Raw genomic sequence first — 210 nt, forward strand, 5'->3', positions numbered from 1 at the left:
TGCTCTTTAACAATCTGGAACAAGCTGAAAATTTGAAACAATCGATGTTGTTGAACGATAACATTGATGAGTCTCTCAATAACTCCAGTCCGAAGACACCTTCGGGTTGTGAGGTTAAGCGACTAAGCGTACACGGTGGATGCCTAGGCAGTCAGAGGCGATGAAGGACGTGCTAATCTGCGAAAAGCGCCGGTGAGCTGATATGAAGCG

The 210-nt window shown here is 46.7% G+C and carries 1 rRNA gene; it reads left to right on the forward strand.

The features are described 5' to 3' along the window. Positions 1-112 precede the first annotated feature (112 nt). Positions 113-210 (forward strand): 23S ribosomal RNA (locus Xentx_RS18355); the annotation flags it as partial.

It is taken from the genome of Xenorhabdus thuongxuanensis, from assembly GCF_001908095.1.
GTDB lineage: Bacteria > Pseudomonadota > Gammaproteobacteria > Enterobacterales > Enterobacteriaceae > Xenorhabdus > Xenorhabdus thuongxuanensis.